Here is a 2765-nt window from a genome sequence, read left to right as displayed (position 1 = left end):
ACCTTGTCATAGACTTTGTTGGCCGCGATGATGCTGCCGGAGAGAGCCTTGGGCGTGATGGCAAAGCTGCCCGCCGTGGGGGCCACGCGGATGTCATAGCCCTGCTGGGTGGAATACAGGCCGCTCAGATCGACGCTGTAGCTGCCCACGTTCTTGCTGGCGGTTCTGCCCTGCCCCAGGATCAGGCCCGGGTTCACTGCGGCCGGGCCGCTCGCGGTGTAGGCGGCGCTGCCCGCGTTGACGGTGCCGTCGTAGACCTTGCTGGCGCCGGTGGTGGCCGTCACCGTCAGGGGCGTGAGGAAGCTGCGCAGCAGCGGTGCGGTGGACCCCTCGTAGATTCGCCACACGCTGGTGCTGCCGCCCTGCGTGGCCAGGTCCCAGCCGGCGAAGGAGGAAGCCGTCATCATCTGCGCGGCGGTGAGGCCGCAGTAGTTGGCACAGCCAGCGCCGCTGCCACCGCTGGCACTGCCGCTCTGGCCGGTAGTATCGATGTTCCAATACGCGCTGCTGATGCTACCGCCATCATGCCTGCCGACTAGGCCACCTACTGCCGAGCTACCCGACACGCCGCCCGTGGCGTAGGCGTTGCCGAGGCTGCCGCCGCCTAGATAGCCGACCAGGCCGCCGACCATGCCGCCACCCGACACGTTGCCCGTGGCGTAGGTGTTGCTGATGCTGCCGTTGTTCTGCGTGCCGACCAGACCACCGAGCACGTCGCCACCCGAGACGCCGCCCGTGGCGTAGGCGTTGCTGATGCTGCCGCCGTTGTGCGCGCCGACCAAGCCGCCGACAAAGCGGTTGCCCGACACACTGCCCGTGGCGTAGGCGTTGGTGATGCTGCCGCTGAGCAACTCGCCGACCAAGCCGCCGACAGCGCGATTGCCCGATACGTTATCCGTGGCATAGGCGTTGCTGATGCTGCCGTCGAACTGCTCGCCGACCAAGCTGCCTGTCATGAAATCGCCCGTCACGCTGCCCCCGGCCAGCCCGAGGTTGCGCACCATGCTGCCGATCCAGGTCTGGGAAAAAAGGCCTACCCTGACTTGTCCTGGCCGATTGATGCTCAGCCCGTTGACCACATGCCCCAAGCCGTCCAAGTTACCGGAGAAAGCACCAATCGGACTGAACCCCGCCCCCGCGTTCCAACTGGCCGTGGCAGTGGCATCGATGTCGTTGGCCAGCGCATAGTGCCCGCCGCGATTGCCATCGATGCCCTGCAGCGCCGCAACATTTTTGATGAGGGTATAGGGGGTGCCGTTGATGCTCAGGTTGTTGCCCGCCCCCGTGAAGTCCACCCGCCCCGTGAAGCCGCTGCCGGTCAACGCCACGTTCACGTTGCTGCCCTCCACCGGTGTGGCCGCCGCACTGCCGTTGGTGCCCCCGTAGTTCAGCGCCAGCCCCGCCGTGCCGCCAGCCGTCATCACCGCATTGATGTTGATGTTGTTGGCCGCATTCAGCGTCAGCGTGTTCGCGTTCCAGCTCACCGGCGCATTGACGTGGATGTCGCCGGGCTCCGTGCCACCGGCGGCCGTCTGCAGGGCGATGCTCGTGCTCGCCAGGTTGGCGCTCAGCGTGTCGGCCCCGATGCCGCTGGCACTCTGCGCCGCGCTGCCCGCGCCGATGGTGAAGTCCGTCGGATCGACCAGCCAGGTCCCCGTCTTGCCCTGGGGGGCCTGCGTGCTCACCCGCACCCCGTCGGCCACCTGCACCTGCCGCGCCGAGGTCTCGATGAAGCCTCCGTTGCCGCCCGCCGGCGCGCTGGCGTCCAGCGTGCCATCGACCTGCACGCGGCCTCCCTGGCCCTGGTCGGCCAGCAGCAGGATGCGGCCGTTGCGGCTGTCCACCGTGCGCGCCTGCAAGGTGCCGGTGTTGCTGACCACCGCCGAGGCCAGCGCGCTGGCGCCCTGGGCATTGAGCGTGATCGACCCACCGTCGGCTTGGATCAGGCCGCCGTTGTTCACCAGCGTGGCCAGCTCGCTGGCATCCACGCCGAGCTGCAGGTGCCCGTCGGCGCCGGCCACCAGCGTGACCTGGCGACCCGCGGCCAGAGCCACGTCGCCGCCCGGGGCCAGCAACTGCCCCTGGTTGCTCACGCGCGTGCCCAGCAGCGCGATGCGTCCGCCAGGGCTGACGCTGATGCGGCCCTGGTTCACCACCGAGGCGCCCTCGCCCGGGCCCTGCGTGAACCGGTCGCGTCCGGCCAGGAAGTCCGCATCCGTGATGCCCAGCGTGGAGGCCACCAGCCCCCCGGCATCAACCTGGGCGCCGCGCCCGAAGAGCACGCCCGATGGATTGACCAGGTAGATCTGCCCGTTGGCGCTGACGCGCCCGAAGATCTGGCTGGCGCTGCCGCCGGTGACGCGGTTGAGCGTGACGGCCGCGGCGTTGGGCTGCACGAAGTTGACCGCCGCGGCCGCGCCCACGTCGAAGCTGGACCAGTTGATGATGGCGCGCTGGCTGGCCTGGCCCACGGTCATCGTGCTGCCGCTGGTACTCAGGCTGGCGCTGCCGGCGGCCACCTGGCCTCCCCTGGGCAAGGTGTTGGCTGCCAACGGGCTGGGCTCTGCCGCCCAAGCGGTGGCCGCGCACAGGTCCAGCCCCAGCACCATTGCCAAGGCCAGCCGCTTGAGACGCGTCTGCAGCAGCCCGGCGGGCGAACTTGTGGCGCCGGCGCCGGCGCCGCCCGCCGAACGGGCCGTCTCAGGGGCGACGACGCAGGTGCCCTGGGCCTGATTGAAGACCAGGCGATAGGCTCGGTTAAGGCT

General features: G+C 69.4%; 1 protein-coding gene. It reads right to left on the bottom strand.

Annotated elements, in window-relative coordinates; translation table 11 throughout:
• Positions 1-2765 (bottom strand): two-partner secretion domain-containing protein (locus A8M77_RS34790; protein ID WP_143694907.1); only part of this gene is annotated, 2765 nt, incomplete at both ends.

It is taken from the genome of Variovorax sp. JS1663 (assembly GCF_002157355.1).
Lineage (GTDB): Bacteria > Pseudomonadota > Gammaproteobacteria > Burkholderiales > Burkholderiaceae_C > Variovorax.
The sequence above is the reverse complement of the archived record's forward strand: the minus strand, read 5'-3'. Positions and strand labels throughout refer to the sequence as shown.